This is a genomic window from Flavobacterium sp. CG_9.10 (assembly GCF_015752245.1).
GTDB lineage: Bacteria > Bacteroidota > Bacteroidia > Flavobacteriales > Flavobacteriaceae > Flavobacterium.
On record NZ_JADOVD010000015.1, the window covers coordinates 18749 to 37322 of the forward strand.

Annotated in this window: 21 protein-coding genes; 1 reads left to right on the top strand and 20 read right to left on the bottom strand. The window is 33.3% G+C overall.

Going from position 1 to position 18574, the window contains the following annotated elements; translation table 11 throughout:
* Nucleotides 1-20 precede the first annotated feature (20 nt).
* Complete coding sequence (locus IWX84_RS12650; RefSeq protein WP_196851127.1) at nucleotides 21-872, top strand: polysaccharide deacetylase family protein; 852 nt, start codon at nucleotides 21-23, stop codon at nucleotides 870-872.
* A 261-nt stretch (nucleotides 873-1133) separates the two neighbouring features.
* Here the strand turns inward: IWX84_RS12650 and IWX84_RS12655 are convergent, their stop codons facing one another.
* The 20 genes from IWX84_RS12655 to IWX84_RS12750 all read right to left on the bottom strand — a co-directional run bounded on the left by IWX84_RS12655 (nucleotide 1134) and on the right by IWX84_RS12750 (nucleotide 18453).
* Nucleotides 1134-2387 (bottom strand): murein hydrolase activator EnvC family protein, encoded by a 1254-nt coding sequence (locus tag IWX84_RS12655; RefSeq protein ID WP_196851128.1) that lies wholly within the window; start codon nucleotides 2385-2387, stop codon nucleotides 1134-1136.
* Nucleotides 2388-2410: 23 nt separating this feature from the next.
* Complete coding sequence (locus IWX84_RS12660; RefSeq protein ID WP_196851129.1) at nucleotides 2411-3196, bottom strand: DUF4292 domain-containing protein; 786 nt, start codon at nucleotides 3194-3196, stop codon at nucleotides 2411-2413.
* Nucleotides 3193-4545 carry a tetratricopeptide repeat protein gene (locus tag IWX84_RS12665; RefSeq protein ID WP_196851130.1) on the bottom strand — a complete coding sequence of 451 codons (1353 nt, stop codon included), beginning with the start codon at nucleotides 4543-4545 and terminating at the stop codon, nucleotides 3193-3195. The genes IWX84_RS12660 and IWX84_RS12665 overlap by 4 nt, the downstream gene beginning before the upstream one ends.
* 40 nt (nucleotides 4546-4585) lie before the next feature.
* Nucleotides 4586-5596, bottom strand: a complete 1011-nt coding sequence (locus IWX84_RS12670; protein ID WP_196851131.1) for a sugar phosphate nucleotidyltransferase — start codon at nucleotides 5594-5596, stop codon at nucleotides 4586-4588.
* Between the two features lie 88 nt (nucleotides 5597-5684).
* Nucleotides 5685-5987, bottom strand: a complete 303-nt coding sequence (locus IWX84_RS12675) for a nucleotidyltransferase domain-containing protein (RefSeq protein ID WP_196851132.1) — start codon at nucleotides 5985-5987, stop codon at nucleotides 5685-5687.
* Entirely contained in the window at nucleotides 5987-6400 is a 414-nt protein-coding gene (locus IWX84_RS12680) for a nucleotidyltransferase substrate binding protein (RefSeq protein ID WP_196851133.1), read from the bottom strand. The genes IWX84_RS12675 and IWX84_RS12680 overlap by 1 nt, the downstream gene beginning before the upstream one ends.
* A 68-nt stretch (nucleotides 6401-6468) precedes the next feature.
* Nucleotides 6469-6903, bottom strand: a complete 435-nt coding sequence (gene dut / locus IWX84_RS12685; protein WP_196851134.1) for a dUTP diphosphatase — start codon at nucleotides 6901-6903, stop codon at nucleotides 6469-6471.
* Nucleotides 6900-8369, bottom strand: coding sequence for a lipopolysaccharide biosynthesis protein (locus IWX84_RS12690; protein WP_196851135.1), 1470 nt, complete (start codon nucleotides 8367-8369; stop codon nucleotides 6900-6902). The genes dut and IWX84_RS12690 overlap by 4 nt, the downstream gene beginning before the upstream one ends.
* Before the next feature lie 37 nt (nucleotides 8370-8406).
* Nucleotides 8407-8904 carry a hypothetical protein gene (locus IWX84_RS12695; RefSeq protein WP_196851136.1) on the bottom strand — a complete coding sequence of 166 codons (498 nt, stop codon included), beginning with the start codon at nucleotides 8902-8904 and terminating at the stop codon, nucleotides 8407-8409.
* Nucleotides 8905-8915: 11 nt separating this feature from the next.
* Entirely contained in the window at nucleotides 8916-9359 is a 444-nt protein-coding gene (locus tag IWX84_RS12700) for a GNAT family N-acetyltransferase (protein ID WP_196851137.1), read from the bottom strand.
* 93 nt (nucleotides 9360-9452) lie between these two features.
* Entirely contained in the window at nucleotides 9453-10313 is an 861-nt protein-coding gene (gene atpG, locus IWX84_RS12705; protein WP_196851138.1) for an ATP synthase F1 subunit gamma, read from the bottom strand.
* An 83-nt stretch (nucleotides 10314-10396) separates the two neighbouring features.
* The gene (gene atpA, locus IWX84_RS12710; protein ID WP_073209437.1) at nucleotides 10397-11974 is read right to left on the bottom strand and encodes a F0F1 ATP synthase subunit alpha; all 1578 of its coding nucleotides are present in this window, start codon (nucleotides 11972-11974) and stop codon (nucleotides 10397-10399) included.
* 38 nt (nucleotides 11975-12012) lie between these two features.
* Complete coding sequence (gene atpH / locus IWX84_RS12715) at nucleotides 12013-12546, bottom strand: ATP synthase F1 subunit delta (RefSeq protein WP_196851139.1); 534 nt, start codon at nucleotides 12544-12546, stop codon at nucleotides 12013-12015.
* A gap of 2 nt (nucleotides 12547-12548) precedes the next feature.
* Nucleotides 12549-13049, bottom strand: a complete 501-nt coding sequence (locus IWX84_RS12720) for a F0F1 ATP synthase subunit B (RefSeq protein WP_196851140.1) — start codon at nucleotides 13047-13049, stop codon at nucleotides 12549-12551.
* A 125-nt stretch (nucleotides 13050-13174) separates the two neighbouring features.
* On the bottom strand, nucleotides 13175-13366 hold the full coding sequence (atpE, locus tag IWX84_RS12725) for an ATP synthase F0 subunit C (RefSeq protein ID WP_007136870.1): 192 nt from the start codon (nucleotides 13364-13366) through the stop codon (nucleotides 13175-13177).
* A 116-nt stretch (nucleotides 13367-13482) separates the two neighbouring features.
* Nucleotides 13483-14637 (bottom strand): F0F1 ATP synthase subunit A, encoded by a 1155-nt coding sequence (gene atpB / locus IWX84_RS12730; RefSeq protein WP_196851141.1) that lies wholly within the window; start codon nucleotides 14635-14637, stop codon nucleotides 13483-13485.
* A 121-nt stretch (nucleotides 14638-14758) separates the two neighbouring features.
* The gene (locus IWX84_RS12735; protein WP_196851142.1) at nucleotides 14759-15151 is read right to left on the bottom strand and encodes a hypothetical protein; all 393 of its coding nucleotides are present in this window, start codon (nucleotides 15149-15151) and stop codon (nucleotides 14759-14761) included.
* Between the two features lie 71 nt (nucleotides 15152-15222).
* Nucleotides 15223-15450 (bottom strand): AtpZ/AtpI family protein, encoded by a 228-nt coding sequence (locus IWX84_RS12740; protein ID WP_196851192.1) that lies wholly within the window; start codon nucleotides 15448-15450, stop codon nucleotides 15223-15225.
* Nucleotides 15419-15826, bottom strand: coding sequence for a polymer-forming cytoskeletal protein (locus IWX84_RS12745; RefSeq protein ID WP_196851143.1), 408 nt, complete (start codon nucleotides 15824-15826; stop codon nucleotides 15419-15421). Before IWX84_RS12745 ends, IWX84_RS12740 begins: the two co-directional genes overlap by 32 nt.
* A 2-nt stretch (nucleotides 15827-15828) precedes the next feature.
* A complete protein-coding gene (locus IWX84_RS12750; protein WP_196851144.1) occupies nucleotides 15829-18453 on the bottom strand; it encodes a tetratricopeptide repeat protein in 2625 nt (874 codons plus the stop codon).
* Nucleotides 18454-18574 lie beyond the last annotated feature (121 nt).

An 18574-nucleotide genomic window follows, 5' to 3' on the forward strand; every position in this document is an offset into this window, starting at 1 on the left:
TTTAAATTAATTTTCGATTTATGAAAAAGAGTGCTTTTTTAGTTTTTTCCAGTATTTTTTTATTGGCGAGCTGTAACACAAAATCTGATAAACCCAAAACTGAAGCGGCTGAAGCTACAGAAACTGCGGCTGTGGTAACAAAAACAACACCTCAAAAAACGACGGCCAATGACGCGGCGAAGATTCTTTCCAAAAAAGAAGTGCCTATTTTATGCTATCATAATATTAAAGAACTTAAAGCAGGTGATGGTGAAATGACAAAAACATATACTGTTTCACCAGCCAATTTTGCTCAGCAAATGAAAGCTTTATCAGATGCCGGTTACCACAGTATTTTACCCAATCAACTGTATGACTATCTTGTATATGATGCTCCATTGCCTTCAAATCCGGTAATGATCACCTTTGACGATACTCGAGGAGAACAATTTAGCATTGGTGCTGCCGAAATGAAAAAATATGGTTTTAAAGGAGTATTTTTTGTAATGACCGTTTCAATTAATCGTCCAGGCTATCTGAGCAAAGAGCAAATTAAAAGTTTATCCGATAGTGGAAATGTTGTTGCAGCCCATACTTGGGATCATCATATGGTGACTAAATATGCTGGTGACGACTGGAATACACAATTGGTCAAACCAAAAGCTAAATTGGAAGAAATCATTGGCAAGCCAGTGACCTATTTTGCATACCCATTTGGCTTGTGGAATAAAGCGGCGATTCCTGAGATAAAAAAGAGTGGATACCAAATGGCCTATATTTTAGCAACAAAAAGAGATTCTGTTAATCCTTTGTATACGATTAGACGTATTATTGTTGCTGGTCAATGGTCTACGCCAAGCACTATGGAAGCTATAAAATCTTCTTTTTACTAATAATTATAATGAATGCGCAAGTTAGTTTTCATTCTAGCTTATAAAAAAGTAACGCCCTATTCTCATCATAAGAATAGGGCGTTTTTTTATTCGTTTCACTTGCAAATGAAACCTAGTTATCAGTAATGAATATATCCATTTTTTAAGTGTACAAAAAAACAGCTTCCTGAATTGTATAATCCCGAAATGCTGTTTGTTATTTGGAAATAAAAAAGGAAGTGTATCCAATAGATTCACTTCCCTTGTTCTTTATTATTGTGATTACCTTGGTGACAACCAACTCTGTGGATTATTGTAAGTTGTGTTTTGCAGGATTAAAAATTTGATAATTGTTTTTCCTGTTTCACTGTTAGTTCTTACTCTACCTAAACTTTGCTTAATGCTCACTTTATCCCCTTTACTCACCGAAACGGAACTCAAGTTTTGATATACCGTAAAGAAATCTCCGTGTTGTACCATTACTGCTTTGTTTAAAGGCGATATTACAATAACACTTGTTACTTCTCCTCCAAATACCGCTCTGGCATTAGAACCCTGCTCTGTTGTAATTTCAACACCACTGTTGTGAATTGTCAACGTACTAAAAACAGGATGAGGCTGGTCTCCATAACCCAATGATATAAATCCTTTTTCTACCGGATAAGGCAATCTACCTCTATTGGATCTAAAGTTATCCGCAATTAATTTAGCTTCTGGGGTCAATTCTATTTTTGTACTGGAAACTGGCGCTCTAGAAACCGGTGCACTTGGATTGGCCTTCGCTCTTTCCAATGCTGCTTTTCTATTGGCGGCTGCAATGGCTTCACGCACTATTCGATTCACTTGTCTGTCGATTAAACGAGACTCTTGCTGTTTTTTTCTAATTTCAGCCTGAATTTTAGTTTTATCCTTTTTAATAGAACTAACTACTTTTTCTTGCTCTCTTTTCTCTTTTTCTAGAGATAAGCGTTCCTTTTCTTTTTCGGCAATCAGTTTTTGTTTGGCTGTTTTTTGCACATTCAATTTACCATTGTAATCAAGAAGTTGATCGGATTTTGATTTTATTTCCTCTCCTTGCATTTTGCGATAATTGGTGTACTGCTTCATGTATTGCGCTCTTTTGTAAGCCTGCAAAAAATTCTCAGACGACAAAATGAACATTGCTCTACTTTCTTCAGAGCGACTTTTATATGATTTTACAATCATCTTAGCATAATCTGCTTTGAGGACTTCCAATTCCCCTTTTAGCTTATTGATCTTTACTTGATTAACATACATGTCATTCCCCAAAAGCTTCGTTTGCTTTTCGGTAGTGGCAATTAGTTTTTCCTTTAGCTTTATTTTAGTGCTTTGGATTACAATGACATTTACGGCACTTTTTTCTTTTTTCTTAACGCTCTGCAAAAGCTTTTCGTTTTCGCGGATTTCTTTTTGAATTTGAGCTTTTCGTGCTTCTAATTTTTCTTGTTGTGATTCTTGGCTCCACAGCAGTGAAGTAGTGCATATTAAAATTAGGCTTAGGAGAAATTTTGGCATACTAAAAAAATATTTTTACAAATTTACTTAATTATAATTCTTTTATACCCATTTGGAACACTATAAGGAAAAGAAAGTTCTTCATTGAAGGATACGGTGTTGTAATCTAAATTTATTTCGGTTTTACCTTTCTTCTGAAAAGTGTTTATTAGAACATTCGTGGGCAATGTAGCCTCATTATACACTTTGCTGTCTGCATACGCTACTTTTATCATTCTGTTTTCGGCAGTTTGCGTTATTTCCTGACTTTTAACCAAGAATTTATCAGCATCAAAGAAGAACGATTTTTTAGTATTATTACTCGAAATATCGTCTAATCTGTACGTTTGTTCTATCAGTGACTCCGTGTATTTTCCTTTATTCAAATCATCAATTGCATCTCCTATCAACATGTTTTGAATTTTATTAAAATCCAAATCAGTACCTAACCATTGACTCAAACCACTGAAATTACCTTCAAAATAACTGCTGTTGATTTTCTCGTAATAACTAACTGATGTTGGTGTTATCAATGCTTTTGCCATTGTAATTCCCAGAAAACGAATGCTTATCAAAATCTGTTCGTCTTTCTTGATTTTTATTTCGGCGGTAACGTTTTGTGTCTGTTTGTCATCGGCATATCGCGCATTTGACTTAATATATAATGTAGAAAAATTGTTTTTATTGTTGTAATGATTTTCTATTATTTTTTTAGCCGTCATCTTGTTAGCCGCAGTGCTTGGCTCATTGCTTGCCGCTACTGCAATGGCTTTCGTTTTGCATGACGCCATCACGAGGACAAGTACTACTAGTATTGAAATTTTTTTCATTGTTTTTTTTCTTTTAATAATTGATTGGCTTTAGAAAAATACAGTTCTTTTTTTGTCGCATCTCCTAAACCATTGTATGCTTCACCAAGCTGAATATTGAAATTTATCTCCAGTGTTTTGTCGTCTACTAAATAATCCATTCCCATTTCCAAAATCTCTTTCGCTTTTTTAAATTGCTTCAATTGGTTATTTGCCAAACCCAAATAATAATAAAATTGGGGCTGTGATGGAAACGACTCGATCATCGACATGGCTTTTTTGGCGACTAATTCAAATTGTTTTACTTCGGTATATGCTTGAAGCAAAAGCAAATTCGTTTCGATTTCTTCTGAATTTCCGTTTTTTAAAGCTTTTTCATAATATTTAATGGCTTTATCCCATTGTTTTTTAATTTGATAAAACTTCCCAATCTCCTTTGCCACATTAACTTCTTTATCCGAATCAAAATAACCGATTGCCTTTTCTAAATCTGCGGAATACTGAGGGTTTTTATCGGTAAAAATCAAAAACTCATTCAACATTCTATGCTTAATTTTTGAATCTATTTTGCCACTGGACAAAGCGATATTCATTGCATTTATTGCTTTTTGAGCTTCGTTATTGTCTAAATAAATTTTAAACAAACTCACTTGCGCCCACTCCGATGTTGGGATTGCTTCTGCTAATTTTCTGGCGGTATCAAATGCCTTTTCCTCTTCGTTATTTCTGGTATATATATTTATTAATGCAATGTAATTAGATTCTTCTTTGGGGTTTTTCTCAATTTGGGTTACCAGATTTGATATTTCCGTGTTTTGATATTTCCCTTCGGATAAAATCTGCATTTTGTATAACTCTCGTCTTTCCGTTTTACCGGAAGTGTCATTCAATTCATTAATGAGCGCTAACGCTTTGTCAAACTGATTGGTGGCCATATAAAGCGATGCTAAATCCTCCTTATATTTGACATCGAATGTAACCAGTTTATTGATAACAGTTATAGCCTGACTGAAATTCCTGGTTGCATAACTCACATCATACATTCCCACCCAAAACCATTCATTGGTGGGGTCAATTTGGGTGGCATGTTCAAATGAACTGTAAGCATTTCTATAATCCTTGGATGCTAAATAATTTTTTCCCAATTCAAAATATACCGTTGCATTATTGGGCTGTAATTTTACACATTTATCCAAAGCAACAATTGCTTTGTCGTAATTTTCAATTCCTTTTTGAATCAATGACTCATAAAACGAATCCTCAAACTGGTCCTTATCCAGTTTAACTTCCTCGGGTTGAATTTGTGCCAATAGCAAAGCGGAATTGCATTGCAAAACGAAAAACATAAATAAAAATGAAAGTTTCTTCATTTGTTTCTATTTCCCCCTCTTTGGGATTATTAAGCAAAATCTATTCCAATACCGAATAATCTCCAATACTGATACTCGTAAAATTACCATCAAAACTGGCATGATTCCCGATCATGGCGTTATCCAAATTGGCATTTATTATATGCGAATGAGTTTGCACCAAACTATTTTTTATGGTGCTGTTTTGCACATGACATCCGTTTCCTAATGACACATTGGGTCCAACGGTTGCATTAATCAACACCACATCTTTTCCAATGTAACAAGGCGGTATAATGGTTGAATTTTCGAGTTTCACGTCAAAGTCCACTAAATGCGCCCCATCATTATGTAAAAAACCCAACATTCTGGAATTAGTTTCAACGGTCACGTTCTTGTTTCCGCAATCCATCCATTCGTCTACTTTACCCGGTACAAATTTCATGCCCTTTGCCATCATTTGCTTAATTCCGTCATTTATTTGATATTCGCCGCCGTGAATAATGTTATTATCTAACACCAATTGCAACTCGTTTTTCAACACGGCAATATCTTTGAAGTAATAAATCCCAATCACAGCTAAATCCGAAACAAATTCTTTTGGTTTTTCTACTAATTCTACTATTTCATTTAAGTCGTTTAACTTGATTACACCAAAAGCTTCTGGTTCATCCACTTGTTTTACCCAAATAACACTGTCGGCAGTGGTGTCTAAATCGAAATCGGCACGAATTAAAGTGTCAGCATATGCAATAACCGCCGGTCCACTTAAGGAATCTTTGGCACACATAATGGCATGTCCCGTTCCAAGTGCTTCATTTTGATAATAAATAGTTCCTTTGGCTCCTAATTTCTCGGCAATTGCAACTAATTCTTCTTCTACTTTTTTACCAAAACTTTCATGAATTATAAAGGCTACTTCTTCAATTTCTTGATTCAGAACCCCTGCAATATCTTCCACTAATCTATGGACAATTGGTTTTCCTGCGACTGGAATTAATGGTTTTGGAATAGTTAAGGTATGTGGTCTAAGGCGAGATCCACGTCCTGCCATTGGTACTATTATTTTCATTGTTGTTTTTTTTAATGATTGAATAATTTAAAAAATGATATGATTTTTAATCACTTTTAAACCTTTCAAATTTTATGATTTTTTGATTTTATTTTTTATAAAAAATTTGTCCGACTCGGTTGATATGTTCTAAAAGTTTTAGATTATTTATTTCGGAAATGTCCTGTAAATCTATTTTAAAAGGAAAATCTGAATCACTAAATTCTAATGAAACAGCTCCTATTAAATGTCTATCAATGCCATTGCCTTTAACTGCTAAGTCAATATCGCTTCTATCTGAATAATTCCCTTTTGCTCGCGACCCATAAAGAATAACCTCTTCGATAGAATCATACTTCTCGAATATATTTTTCAACAGATTTAAATTCTTATCACTAATCCCATATTTCATTAGATTCTTTTTTCTAATAATTTAAAATAAAATTCATCTAATACAGCAAGATATTCCTCTTTAATAGAGTTAATTATTTTTTCGAATGTGGCAAAATTATACGTATGACTCATTAAATTTCTATCATTAATCATTTTCAGCCATACTTCTATGTTATTGATATATTTAGCTTGATAGGCATCTTTAAGTACTCCTTTTGGAGAAATGGTATCCAAAAGGAGTCCATCGTTTTCCATATAATCTTTTAAAGTTTTCCATGCCAACTCGAAAGTAAATTCAAAACGTTGAATTATTCCTTCTTTCTCGAGTTGAGACAAAGTTGACAAATCCTTTTCAAACGGCTCTCGTAATAGATTAATTGCTCTGCTAAAATTATCAAAGCGTTGTTTCCATCTAATATCTTGATTCTCCATGTAGCTTATTTTAAAGACTGCCTTTAATAATTTCTATCCAAAAATTATGTTACTAATCTAAAATCTGGTTACTTCACTCCCGTGCTTCCAAAACCGCCTTCACCTCTTGACGTTTCATTTAATTCCTGAACTTCGAACCATTCGGCTCGTTCGTGTTTGGAAATAATAAGTTGTGCGATGCGTTCTCCATTTTCTACGACAAATGGTACGTTGGATAAATTTACTAAAATTACTCCTATTTCGCCACGATAATCCGCATCAATAGTTCCGGGTGAATTAAGAACGGTGATTCCGTTTTTGGCAGCGAGTCCACTTCTTGGGCGCACTTGTGCTTCGTATCCTATAGGTAATTCGATGAAAAGACCTGTTTTTACAATGGCTCTTTCTAATGGTTTCAGTATAATTGAATCGGTTAAATTGGCTCTTAAGTCCATTCCTGCCGAAGCTTTGGTTTCATAATTTGGCAAACTATGATTTGATTTATTGATGATGTTTATTTTCATGACTTTGTTTTTCTTTTTAAAATTTTCGTAAGTGTCTCTTTTTCATTATAGTATATGAAATATAAAAATAACAATAGTAAACCTATTTTTAAAAAATAATTTTCTCTTAACTGTGGAATATAAAATGAAATAGCTGAAAATAATATTGTAATTCCTAAATAGCTGAAAATCTTATTTATTTCATACGGAATAGGATAACTTTTTTGTCCCATTTTATAGGAGATAATCATCATACTTCCATAAGCAGCAATAGTTGCAATGGCTGAACCATAATAACTCATTGTAGGAATTAATAAATAATTTAACAGCAACGTTATAATTGCACCAACAATAGAAATATAAGCTCCAATTTTAGTTTTATCTATAATTTTATACCAAACCGAAAGATTGGTGTAAATACCCAGAAAAAAATTGGCTAAAACAATTAATGGGACCACTTTTATTGCATCCCAATATTCTGGATTTGGCACAAGCGGTCGTTTTAACAAATCGATAAAAGCAATTACAAAAAGACAAATAAAGGAGCCAAAAATGACAAAATATTTGGTGATGGTTGCATAGGTCTGCTGCGCATTTTCATTACTGGCATGGCTGAAAAAAAATGGTTCGATTCCCAATGTATAAGCCGTTCTAAATAATACCATAAACATTCCTATTTTATAACAAGCTGAATAGGCCCCAATATCAGATTTGGAAACATGAAGCCAATCTAAAAGAATTTTATCAAAATGCTCGTTTATTGCAAATGCAATTCCTGCTATTAAAATTGGAAAACCATAATTCATCATTTTTTTCCATAATGAGTAATCAAATTTCCACGAAATATTTAAGTAGTTTGGAATTAAAACAATAAAAGTAAGCAAACTGGCTACAAGAGTCGAAATGAAAATATAACCTATCTGGAAGTTTTCAAGATAAATAGTTTTAAAAAAACCATTAGGGTTTTGATGAACTAGTTTTGGCAAAAAAGCAAGGAAAAAGACTGTCAGCAAAAAATTAACGGAAACATTACCAATTTTAATTGCTGCATACTTTAAAGGTTTTTTTTCAGCCCTCAATTTTGAAAATGGGATAATTGCCAATGCATCAAGTGTCAAAATCCAAATAGTATATGTGATGTATTCTAGGTTGATATTTGCCCATTCAGAAAGTGTTCTTCTAAACAATAATGCAATAACTAAAAAGCCTAAAGAAGACCAAAAAAGGGTAAGAGTTGAGGTAGATATTACATTTTTCTTGTTTTCTTCTGTATTGAAAAATCTAAAAAAAGCGGTTTCCATTCCATAAGATAAAATGACATTAAAGAAAACTAAATACGAGAAAATCACAGAAACTTCTCCCATTTCGCTTTTGTTTGGTAAATAAATAACAAACAATGGATTTAATAAAAAACTGATTATTCTCGGCAAAACCGTTGCTAATCCATAAATAGCAGTCTGTTTAAAAAGATTTTTATATAAACTCAAAATAGTATGTCTATTAATATTAAGAAAACAAAAATAACTATTTCTTTGGTTTAATCATACTTGGATCGCTAATCATTGGCTCTTCTTTGGGGTTCTTAACATTGAAAAAACGGGCTTTTCCATTACTTTTATATTCCAACAATGCTTCCGTTGGTTTCAAAGCAAATTTTGGCTTAGTAATAATAGGTGCTTGATTCCCGTATTCTTTAATGCTATCACTGTCTAAAATCAAATCTGGAATTCTATTTTTTGAATACAAATGAGCTACAAAAATAGTCCCATTTACTTGTTCAAAACTAGCCTCCTGTTTTTGAAAATAGATTTTAACCAACTGAATATCTTTGGACAATGGAACGTAAAATTCGATATAAAAATTAGTTCCGTTTCCTGCTTGCTCCCGCCCACCAATTATTCTTTGGTAATAAACCGATTTTATTTTTTGTGGAAATATAGTTTGCAAATCACCTTTTGAAGCGCAAAAAGCCAAACTAATTACAATTAATAAAAAAAATAAAATATTTAAATAAGTTTTCATAGCTCGGAGCTTTAGCTTAATCCTTCTTCATTTAATATTTTTAAGAAATGAAACCCTTTTGGAACATAGCCTTGGTTGTAATAAAAACGGTGTGCCGTGTAATTTCCAGTAAAAGCATCCAAAACAATCATCGTACAGCCCGTCTCTTTAGCCTTAGCATCAATATAATCGGTCATCATTTTACCAATACCTTTCGAACGATGATCAGGATGAACAATGAAATTATCTATTTCTAAATACTTGCCCGACCAGAGTTTAGTTCCCGACCACAATCCCGAAATACCGACACAAACATCACCTTCAAAGACAGCTACTTGCTTGTAATTATGTGGAATCATCTCAGTAAGATAGGATTCATACTTTTCTAAAGTAAATTTGGTATATAAATGCTGCATTACTTCAAATTGGGCTAGCATTTCCTCTTTTGTAATCAGTTCTTTAATTTCTAATTTCATTCTAAATCTACTATTGTTTTACGCTATAAATTTAATCAAAAAAAAAGAGGTACGCCTTAGCATACCTCTTAAATATATTAGATACTATTTTTCTTATCCGTTCAATGCTTCCGCTCCACCAACGATCTCTAGGATCTCATTAGTAATCGAAGCTTGACGTGCTTTATTGTAAGTCAGTTTTAATTGATTTCTCAATTCGGTTGCGTTATCCGTTGCTTTGTGCATAGCGGTCATACGAGCGCCATGTTCTGATGCAAATGAATCACGAATCCCTTTGTACAATTGTGTTTTCAATGATTTTGGAATCAAAGTCAATACAATCTCTTCTTTTGAAGGTTCAAAAATATAATCTCCAGTAGAAACTGGTTTATCCGATTTAATAGGTGCAAGTGGCAAAAATTGTTCTGTTTGTACAATTTGTGTCGCTGCATTTTTAAACTGATTGTAAATCAATTCGATTTTGTCATATTCACCAGAAACAAACTTCTGAGTCAACATGTCTGAAATTAAAGCTACATTGTCAAAAGTCAAGGTGTCAAAAATAGCACTTTGATTATCAACAACTGAAAGCGTTTTACTCAAAACATCATTTCCTTTTTTTCCAATAGCAAAAATATCCACTTGTTTACCTTCGTAAAAGGCTGCACGATTTTTAGCTTCTTTAATTGCATTCGTGTTAAAAGCACCTGCCAAACCTCTATTAGAAGTTACTACAACAAGTAATACTTTCTTGATTTCACGTTGTGTTGTAAACTCTCCGCCCGCATCACCTTCTAGTGTAGCAGAAAGATTTTGCAATAATTCCGTTAATTTTTCGGCATAAGGGCGCATTGCTGTGATTGCATCTTGTGCTTTCTTTAGCTTTGCTGCAGAAACCATTTTCATTGCCGATGTAATTTGCATCGTAGATGAAACGGAAGTAATTCTATTACGGATTTCCTTTAAATTTGCCATTGTTTTGTAAGTATGAAGATTTAAGTATTAAGTATTAAGTACCTAGAAAATCTAGATACTTAATACTCCTTACTTAGTACTTTTTAGTTATATTTTGCTGATAATTCTTTTGCTACAGTTTCGATTACATCTGTAATTTCGTCTGTTAATTTTCCTGCTTTCAACGCATCAAGAGTAGCTCTGTGTTTGTTGTTCAAGAATTCCAAGAAATCTTTCTCAAATTCTCTTACTTTGTTCACAGGAACATTTCTCAATAAGTTTTTAGAACCAGCATAGATAATTGCAACTTGGTCTTCAACAGTATAAGGATCGTTCAAACCTTGTTTCAAGATTTCAACGTTTCTTTTTCCTTTTTCAATTACGTTTAAAGTAACAGCATCTAAATCAGAACCAAATTTAGCAAACGCTTCCAATTCACGGAATTGTGCTTGATCTAGTTTTAATGTACCAGCCACTTTTTTCATTGATTTAATTTGTGCATTTCCACCAACACGAGATACCGAAATACCTACGTTAATCGCTGGACGAACCCCAGAGTTAAACAAATCTCCATCAAGGAAAATTTGACCATCTGTAATCGAAATTACGTTTGTTGGGATATATGCAGAAACGTCACCAGCTTGAGTTTCAATAATTGGTAAAGCAGTCAATGAACCACCACCTTTTACAATTGATTTCAATGAATCTGGTAAATCATTCATGTTTTTAGCAATTCCATCATCTGCGATTACTTTACAAGCACGCTCTAATAAACGACTGTGTAAGTAAAAAACGTCTCCAGGATATGCTTCACGTCCCGGTGGTCTTCTCAATAAAAGAGAAACTTCACGATACGCAACCGCTTGTTTAGATAAATCATCATAAACAATTAAAGCTGGACGACCTGAATCTCTAAAATATTCTCCAATTGCAGCACCTGCGAAAGGAGCATACACTTGCATAGGAGCTGGATCAGAAGCGTTAGCTGCAACAATTATGGTGTAAGCCATTGCACCTTTTTCTTCTAACATTTTAGCAATTCCTGCTACAGTTGAAGCTTTTTGCCCAATTGCAACATATATACAAAATACAGGTTTTCCTGCATCGTAAAATTCTTTTTGATTTAAGATAGTATCGATACAAACAGTTGATTTACCTGTTTGACGGTCACCAATAACTAGCTCACGTTGTCCACGACCAACTGGAATCATAGCATCTACTGCTTTAATACCTGTTTGTAATGGCTCAGTAACTGGTTGACGGAAGATAACTCCAGGAGCTTTTCTTTCCAAAGGCATCTCGTATAAATCTCCACCTATTGGTCCTTTTCCATCAATTGGAAAACCAAGAGTGTTTACTACACGACCTACCATTTGTTCTCCTACTTTAAGAGAAGCAATACGTTGTGTTCTTTTAGCAGTTGAACCTTCTTTGATTCCTGTTGATGGTCCTAAAAGTACCACACCTACATTGTCTTCTTCAAGATTCAAAACAATAGCTTCTAATCCATTGTCAAACTCTACTAATTCTCCGTATTGAACATTAGAAAGCCCGTAAACACGAGCAATACCATCTCCAACTTGAAGTACTGTTCCTACTTCTTCTAGTGTAGCACCAGATTCAAAACCTTCTACTTGCTTTCTTAATATTGCTGAAATTTCAGCAGGTTTGATTTCCGCCATCTTAATTTATAATTTAGACACTTAAATGTGCAATAAAACTAATTACTTAACTCTCTTTTTAATACTTGTAATCTGTTGGCAATTGAAGCATTATACTGCTTGTCGCCTATTCTTAGAATAAACCCTCCTATGATAGAAGCATCTACTATATTTTCAATTGTAATTTTCTTATCTGAAAGTGTTGCAATTTTAGCTTTAACTTTAGCTTCTAATGCATCATCCATAGGAATGGCTGTAGTAACTTTAGCTACTTCAATACCGTTCATCACGTCAGATAATTTACTGTATTCTGTAGCGATACCTTCTAGAATTTCAAATCTTTTGTTTTCAAATAACAAATGAAATAACCCTTGAGTAACTACATCAATACCTGCAAAAACTTCTAAAAGCGCTTTCTCTTTAGCTTCAACTTTCAAAGTTGGATTTTGAATAAAAGTACTCAATTCTAAGTTTCCGTTGATTGTTGAAGCAATCAATTTCATATCGTTATTCACAACTTCAGCAACACCTTTTGAGTTTGCCAAATCTAAAATTGCTGTTGCATAACGAATTGCTGCTCTTGTACTAGCCATAATTAGTTCAGTTTTACGTCACCTAACAATTTCTCAACTAATTTAGTTTGAGCTTCTTTGTTAGACAATTCGTCTTTCAATAATTTTTCTGCAATACTCAATGACAAAGTAGAAACTTGTAATTTCAATTCAGCCATAGCTGCATTTTTTTCACCTTCGATTGCTGCTTTTGCTTGTTCAATCATTTTCAGACCTTGAACTTGCGCTTCATTTTTAGCATCAGCAACCATTTTCTCTTTCATTTCACGAGCATCTTTAAGCATGTTGTCACGCTCTAATCTTGCTTCTTGTAAAATACGTTGATTGTCAGCTTGAAGATTTTGCATTTCTTTTCTAGCATTTTCAGCAGAAAGTAGTGCATTTTTGATTCCTTCTTCTCTATCATTAACTGCATCAAGAATTGGTTTCCAAGCGAATTTTTTCAATAAGAATATTAATCCAACAAATATTAATACTTGCCAAACGAACAAACCTAACTCAAACTGATTTATTAACTTATCCATTATATATAATTATAAATTTTAAATTATGATTTTTTAATTGCTCATAAAAAAGCAATTGGTAATGTTTTAATTTTAAAAACAATAGTTACAACCAACCGTTGCAACTATTGTTTTTTAAGTTTTAATTAAGATGCGAACAACGCAGCGAAACCAATACCTTCAATAAGTGCAGCTGCGATAAGCATAGCTGTTTGGATTTTTCCAGAAGCTTCTGGTTGACGAGCAATAGCGTCCATTGCTGAACCACCAATTCTACCAATACCTAAACCTGCTCCGATTACAATTAACCCTGCTCCTACAATAGTTGGAATTTGCATAATATATATATTAAAAATTAAACATTCTTTTTTTGAGTCTAAAGTTGTAATGTCTTAAAGTCTAAAGTCCATTATTACCGTGACTTTTAAACTTTCGACATTTGACTTTCGACAAATTAATGAGCTTCCTCGTGATGATGCTCTTCTACAGCTGAACCAAAGTACAAAGCAGATAACATGGTGAAAATATACGCTTGTAAAAAAGCTACCAATATTTCAAGTATGGAAAGCACGAATGACAATCCAAAAGACAAACTACTTCCTAACCAGCTTTTGAAAATAAACATTAAACCAATAATACTCATCAGTACAATATGACCTGCAAAAATATTTGCATACAAACGTATCATCAATGAAAAAGGTTTAATAAAAATTCCTAACAATTCAATAGGAGCCAAAATTATTCGCATCGCTTTAGGCACTCCAGGCATCCAGAAAATATGACCCCAGTAATTTTTATTTGCCGTAAGGTTTGTAATTAAAAATGTCAGGATTGCCAATGCAAATGTAACGGTTAAATTTCCAGTTACATTAATTCCGAAAGGCATCAATCCAAATATGTTCAAGAATAAAACAAAGAAAAATATGGTCAATAAATAACTCATGTATTTCTTATAGTGTTTTTCACCAATGTTTGGAATAGCAATTTCATCACGGATGTATAAAACAACCGGCTCAAATATTCTTCCAACTCCAGAAGCAATTCCTTTGTTTTTGGAATATGATTTTGCTAAACCAGTGAATAATAAAAACATTATTAGGGAAGCCAATAGTATAGAAAAAACCGTTTTTGTAATAGAGAAATCGATTGGACGAACGTTTGTTGGATGACCTGTTTCTTCGTTCTCAGTTATTGTTCCCGAAGCATCAGTTTTGTATATTTTACCGTCGTGATGGTTTATTTTGTAGAAATTCCCATTGGACTCAGCTACTGCTTCACCATGTTCAAATTTAGAAGAGGAGAAAAATTGCAATCCATTATCCCAAAGAATAACAGGTAAAGAAAAACCGTAATGTTTTCCTTCTACTTCATCTGAAAAGAAAGTAAAATCATGAGAATCTAAAACGTGATGACCAATAAATGCTCTGATTTTAGATTTAACATCCGTTGGTTCAGCATGAGCTTCTTCCTGGCTTTTTTCCGTTGCTGAAAGAGCAACTTCCGTTTGTACTTTCACAGAATCCACTTGCGGATTTGCAAAACTAATTAAAGGAAGACAGGCTACTAAAGTCGCTATTATAAATCTAAGCGGTTTGTTTGAAATCACCATAACAGTTAAATATCTTAATTTATTACGTTTCTAAAATTTGGTGCAAAGGTACATTTTTTATTAATATTCAAAAGCATATAAAAAATTATTTTTCGGACATTCTGCTTATAAAACTCCTTGTTTATTGATTTTTGTTTAATATTCGTATTGTAAGAATGGTTTCCATTGCTAAAAAGAGAATAAACATTGCGAAAAAATTCTTTTTCTCAATGCCATTATTCTGACTTGAGGCTTGCAATACCGGCCTTAAAATCAAATAACAAACCACCATTTTAACACTTGTGCTGAGTAGAAATGACATTCCAACATTGTCAAAACTTCGTTCTTTTACCTTCAACAAAACGACAAGGACAATAATGGATAACACTGAAAATATTAAATAAAGCGTTTCTAGCGAATAATGAAATGCTGCATCATATATATTGAAACTATAAAAAATAGTTTTATGGAGTGCATAAGCTACCACTGTTAACAACAATAAATTCAGTACCGGTTTGTAATTTTTAAAATTCATTAGATTTTATTTTACCAAAAAGTCAAAACGACTCTTGGTCTTCTGGGGATTTAGATTTGTTCTATGGGGATTTACTCTGATTTGTTGATTTCCTTTACTTGTCGTATAACATTGTATAAGGCTAATGCGACACCAATCATAATCAGAATTTTATTGTAATATAATTTAGGACTAGGATGATTTTCATCTAACCAATTCCCAAGATAAGAAAACAGAAAGATGATTACTCCCATTTGAATTGGAATATTAATCAAGGCAATCCATTTACTAGCTTGTTTTTTGTTGGGTTTGTTGTCCATCATTTAGCATTAGATTTTTTATATTGGTTTTCATGGTACAAGAGGCGCTAAAATCAGCACCAGGCTCAACTGCCAGTTTCCCGCAGATAACTTCGCCATGAATACTTGCTTTTGCTTTTACATTCAGGATTTCTGTCACTTGAATCTTGCCGTCAAATTTACCTTCAATGTCTGCATTTTTGCAAATAATATCTCCTGTAACACTTCCTGCTGGCCCAATAACTATTTTTCCGCTGGATTGAAAATTTCCGTTTAATGCTCCATCCAATCTAAAATCTGCCTGAGAAACAATATCTCCATTTATAGTGGTTCCTTCCACTATTCTGTTGGTTTTTCCTAAAAGATCCGTGTACGATTTTGGTTTTTTATCAAACATGGCTAAGGATTTTTGGGTGCTAAATACACTTCAAGACTTTTCTTGATTTGAATTACTTTGTAGTTATCATTAGAAACTACAATAGCCGGTTCCTCCACCTTATATTTTTTATCTTCTTTTAAAGTTCTAGTTATTGCATTTGCATAAACTTCAGAATTAATCCCATGAATGGTTATGAAATTTTCTTTTTCGGTATATACATCATACGAATAAGTCAGGTTTTGATAATTTTCGTCTGAGATTAATTTCTTGATTTTTTCTTCTATTATTTTAGTGTTTTTATCTTCTCGATTCCCAACTTTATAAAGAATTTTCCAGTTTTTGGTATCCGTGGTATTAAAACTCATTTGTTCCAAAAATGGGATTTGAGTCGTCACTATTTCTTGTGCATTTTTGCCTTCCTCACTATTTGGATAATTATCCGCCACATATTGCAATGCGTTTTTATAGGCAATTAATCCTCTTAGTTTTCCAATAGTATTTGCTTTAAGCAATTCAAATTTAGACACAATTTCGTCCCCGGAAAACTGACTAATCAGTGCATCTGATTTTTCTAAAACAACAGCATAGTTTCCTTCCTTATATAGCTTATACCATTTGTTATATTCGCTTTCTGGAGTTGCATTGGCTGCAGCCTCATTCAAATTTGTATTGTTTATAATTTGCGCATAGCGAGAATCCGGGTATTGAGAAGATATTCTTTTTCTCATTTCTTCGGCTTTGTTTGCATCAGTAATCTGGTAAATTTTAAACAAGTTGTACATTGAAGGAAGCACTAGTTTTTCCTCCGGATTGTATGTCAATAATTGCTCTAATTTACTGCTCGCTAAATTGTATTCTTTGAATTTTTCTTTATAAACAACACCAAGTTGATAATAGACAAAATTGCGTTCTTTTACAATACTGTCTAATTCCGCTTTTGATTTTGGAAGTTGTTTTATATAAAAATCAGTCGAGTATTTTTCAATTATATTTTCCTCTACTACTTTATTATCTGTCGGTATTTTATTCCCATTTAAAGTGTCATTCACGGTTACACTATTTTTAGTGGTGGACAATCGCCAATTTCCGCCCAAAGACCGTTCTCCCCACAATTTTTTAAATTCCACTTTTCCAAAGGATACGGTGGTAGGATTATAAAAATAGAACGCGCTGGCTTGATTACTGGCAACATCTGCAATGGAAGGAGGTGACAAGGATGCTTTTTTGGGCTTTCCTATATCTTGCCCCGCAACAGCTGCATCAATTGTAGCGGGTTTAGTATTTCTTTCTATCGTTTCAATTCTTACTTTTTCTTTCTCTTCTGAAATTTTTTTCTTTTCATCCGATTTTTTTAAAGTATCAATGTATTTTTCAAAATATAAAACACGATCCGTTTCCGACAAAGAAGCGACGTTAATAATACTGTCATTTCTTTTGGCAATAGATTCGTATTCTATAACTTCATCTAAATTTTTTCTGGTTTTTTGAATCGAAAGATATTCTCTGGTTTTAATGTCCAGTTTTACTAACGTACTGTCGTAATACTTCGCAGCCATAGGATAATCCGTATTTTTGAAATACATATTTCCTAAATTTCGGTAATTTGACGCAATTAAATATTGGTCTGTGGTTGCTTTTTTAAGTGAAGAGTTGTAATATTTTAACGCTTGTTTCTGGTTGTTGTTTTTATCATGAAAAACACCCATTTGGTAATAAATTACATCTAAAAAAGGTCGGTTTTCTCGATCTGCAAGTAGCTTATTGAATGTATTTACAAAAGACGTGGTATCTCCTTTTTCATAATCAAACAGTTGTGCTTTTTTGACTTGGGATTGAATAACATATTCTCTTGCCGCTTTTCTTTTCATGTCAATAACGGACTGGTAGCTGTATATTGCGCTATCTTTTTTCCCTAGTTCTTCATACAATTGTCCCAGTATAAAACGATATCTGGCTTTTTCAGCTTTTACTTTGGTGTACTTTTCGGCTATTTTTAGTTTTGCTACTGCACTGTCTTTTTCCTCCAAATTCAAGAAAGCTTCTGATAAAAGTGCATTGGCATTTGCCACAACCTGATTGCTTAGTTTTTGTTCGTCTAGAAGTTTGGATATATTTTTAACCACCAATGCATCATTTCCTAAACGCATGTTGGTTTTTTCACGCCAAATTTTGGCCTCGTAAATATTGCTACTGTTTGGATATTTGTATAAGATGTAATTGAACGCGTCTAATGCGGGAACAAATCTTTGGTCGTAATATCGAGATTTACCAAGCAATAAATAGGCTTCATCAATTTGGCTATTTTTTTCTCTTCCGTCAATGTTCATCGAATGTTTCTGAATTGCCTTTGTGGCTTTGCTTTCCGCCAATTCAAAATCAGCATTTTTGGGTTTTTCTCCTGCAACGAACTCTTCTTTCATTTGCATTTTTTCAATTGGCAAACGTTTCCAAAAATTATCGCGGCTGCCGGCTTTTATACCTACTACACCTTTATCCAGTCCTATTTGACCGTTGTATAAAATGTTGTATTTAGTACTTAAAGCATGGGATTTTCTAGCCAAAAAAGTATCCTTCTTGGTAGAACATGCTATCAAAAAGAGCAAAAATCCTATAGAAAATAGTTGTCTAAATGTATTGGTTTTCAATGGTAAACGTTTTTATCAATTAACTTTCAAAAATACTTTTTAGTATAATGACTTGTAAAAATACGTTTCTTTTTGATAGTGTGGAAATTATTAGGTTTCTTTTTGATTCCCGATTTCGCGT

Bases quoted from the DNA above. Each gene is read 5' to 3' on its own strand.
- IWX84_RS12700 (WP_196851137.1), bottom strand. From the start codon at position 9,359: ATGAAATTAGAAATTAAAGAACTGATTACAAAAGAGGAAATGCTAGCC.
- dut (WP_196851134.1), bottom strand. From the start codon at position 6,903: ATGAAAATAAACATCATCAATAAATCAAATCATAGTTTGCCAAATTAT.
- IWX84_RS12680 (WP_196851133.1), bottom strand. From the start codon at position 6,400: ATGGAGAATCAAGATATTAGATGGAAACAACGCTTTGATAATTTTAGC.
- IWX84_RS12745 (WP_196851143.1), bottom strand. From the start codon at position 15,826: ATGTTTGATAAAAAACCAAAATCGTACACGGATCTTTTAGGAAAAACC.
- atpA (WP_073209437.1), bottom strand. From the start codon at position 11,974: ATGGCGGAAATCAAACCTGCTGAAATTTCAGCAATATTAAGAAAGCAA.
- IWX84_RS12655 (WP_196851128.1), bottom strand. From the start codon at position 2,387: ATGCCAAAATTTCTCCTAAGCCTAATTTTAATATGCACTACTTCACTG.
- IWX84_RS12660 (WP_196851129.1), bottom strand. From the start codon at position 3,196: ATGAAAAAAATTTCAATACTAGTAGTACTTGTCCTCGTGATGGCGTCA.
- IWX84_RS12675 (WP_196851132.1), bottom strand. From the start codon at position 5,987: ATGAAATATGGGATTAGTGATAAGAATTTAAATCTGTTGAAAAATATA.
- IWX84_RS12650 (WP_196851127.1), top strand. From the start codon at position 21: ATGAAAAAGAGTGCTTTTTTAGTTTTTTCCAGTATTTTTTTATTGGCG.
- atpH (WP_196851139.1), bottom strand. From the start codon at position 12,546: ATGGCTAGTACAAGAGCAGCAATTCGTTATGCAACAGCAATTTTAGAT.
- IWX84_RS12670 (WP_196851131.1), bottom strand. From the start codon at position 5,596: ATGAAAATAATAGTACCAATGGCAGGACGTGGATCTCGCCTTAGACCA.
- atpE (WP_007136870.1), bottom strand. From the start codon at position 13,366: ATGCAAATTCCAACTATTGTAGGAGCAGGGTTAATTGTAATCGGAGCA.
- atpG (WP_196851138.1), bottom strand. From the start codon at position 10,313: ATGGCAAATTTAAAGGAAATCCGTAATAGAATTACTTCCGTTTCATCT.
- IWX84_RS12720 (WP_196851140.1), bottom strand. From the start codon at position 13,049: ATGGATAAGTTAATAAATCAGTTTGAGTTAGGTTTGTTCGTTTGGCAA.
- atpB (WP_196851141.1), bottom strand. From the start codon at position 14,637: ATGGTGATTTCAAACAAACCGCTTAGATTTATAATAGCGACTTTAGTA.
- IWX84_RS12665 (WP_196851130.1), bottom strand. From the start codon at position 4,545: ATGAAGAAACTTTCATTTTTATTTATGTTTTTCGTTTTGCAATGCAAT.
- IWX84_RS12695 (WP_196851136.1), bottom strand. From the start codon at position 8,904: ATGAAAACTTATTTAAATATTTTATTTTTTTTATTAATTGTAATTAGT.
- IWX84_RS12740 (WP_196851192.1), bottom strand. From the start codon at position 15,450: ATGGACAACAAACCCAACAAAAAACAAGCTAGTAAATGGATTGCCTTG.
- IWX84_RS12735 (WP_196851142.1), bottom strand. From the start codon at position 15,151: ATGAATTTTAAAAATTACAAACCGGTACTGAATTTATTGTTGTTAACA.